The organism is Virgibacillus chiguensis (assembly GCF_900129865.1).
In the GTDB taxonomy this organism is placed as follows: Bacteria; Bacillota; Bacilli; order Bacillales; family Amphibacillaceae; genus Virgibacillus; species Virgibacillus chiguensis.
Genome location: NZ_FQXD01000043.1, coordinates 1 through 1,294 on the forward strand (window position 1 = coordinate 1; position 1,294 = coordinate 1,294).

Annotated in this window: 2 protein-coding genes; one reads left to right on the plus strand and one right to left on the minus strand. The window is 33.5% G+C overall.

Annotation, left to right across the window (positions count from 1 at the left end):
• Nucleotides 1–259 precede the first annotated feature (259 nt).
• Nucleotides 260–958 carry an MgtC/SapB family protein gene (locus BUB45_RS19290; RefSeq protein WP_073013523.1) on the plus strand — a complete coding sequence of 233 codons (699 nt, stop codon included), beginning with the start codon at nt 260–262 and terminating at the stop codon, nt 956–958.
• A 134-nt stretch (nt 959–1,092) separates the two neighbouring features.
• On the opposite strand, the gene BUB45_RS20320 is transcribed toward BUB45_RS19290, so the two are convergent.
• Nucleotides 1,093–1,294: hypothetical protein (locus BUB45_RS20320; RefSeq protein ID WP_212590798.1), on the minus strand; the 202-nt coding region annotated here is incomplete at its 5' end.

Genomic DNA, 1,294 nt, shown 5'->3' on the forward strand with positions numbered 1-1,294 from the left:
AGAATACTTCTTTTACATAAGTATAAAAAAATTGGAAGTCATGTTGGGTAGGGTGAGATTGCATCTCACTCCACCCCAACATTTGACATAGAACCAGATTAAAAAGGCCACGCACTTTGCGAAATGAAAAAATCAAAATCTCTACTTTCAGAAGCACATTACATTATATTTAATTTGAACTTCACTAAAAATAAACCTCTACTTGTTCACATATAGATAAAATAAAATGCCATGTTTATAACAATTGGGGGGACTTAGTATGAAAGAACTAATCAATGAACTATTGGGAGATCATTTTTATGTTATTTTAACTCGTTTACTTATTGCATTATGCCTTTCTGGATTAATCGGGTTTGAAAGGGAGTTGAAAAATCATTCAGCTGGATTTCGCACCCATATTTTAGTAGGTGTTGGCTCTTGTCTAATGATGTTACTTTCTTTATTTGGATTTGAATTTTTTCTAGAGCATTACGAGAATATCCGTTTTGATCCCGCAAGAATACCTTCGTATGTGATAAGCGGAATTGGGTTTTTAGGTGCTGGTACCATCATTGTTTATGGTGGCACGATAAGAGGTTTAACGACAGCTGCATCTATTTGGACAGTTGCAGGTTTAGGGCTGGTAGTAGGTGTTGGTATGTATGGGGCAGCAGTAGTAACAACGGTAATAATATTACTGAGCCTTATATTCCTTAATAATTTTGAACGTCTATTTAAAAAAGGAAAAGTTTCCCATGTTATTCAAATAGTTACGCTCCCAGACTTGCCTGTAAATGAAGTGGTTGCAGTGTTTGACAACCATTACGTTTCTATTAAAAAAGTAGAAATATCAAAATCAGATAATAATTACCGTAATATTTTTATTAATACGGAAGGAATAACGGATGCAAAACGTTTAACTTTATTTGATGATATTTCTCGTATTAACCAGGTTAAAAATGTTACTGAATTAAAATAAAAAGCATATCTTATAAAAATGTATTTAGATGAGAACTCCATATAGTGGAATACTCATCTTTTTTACACTATAGCAAGTAGTGACGATAATCCAAGTTGTTGAACTATCAGCGGAAGATTAAGTCAAATTGTTGTTTAAAAAAGGTTAGGATAGAGAAAAACAGGGGAATTGTCAATAACAAGGTCTGAAAATGGGTAATACGCGTACGAATGAAATACGTTCGTATCTTTTTGAAAGATAAGAAAGCATTCCTGTAATAAAGCAAAATGAGGATTGAACAAAAAATGCCCCCTTGGTATGATACGAGGTGTCCAATGCTGTTGAGCAAAACTGGAC

What these genes read in the sequence shown, in the direction of transcription:
- BUB45_RS19290 (WP_073013523.1), top strand. Translation starts at nt 260, where the DNA reads ATGAAAGAACTAATCAATGAACTATTGGGAGATCATTTTTATGTTATT.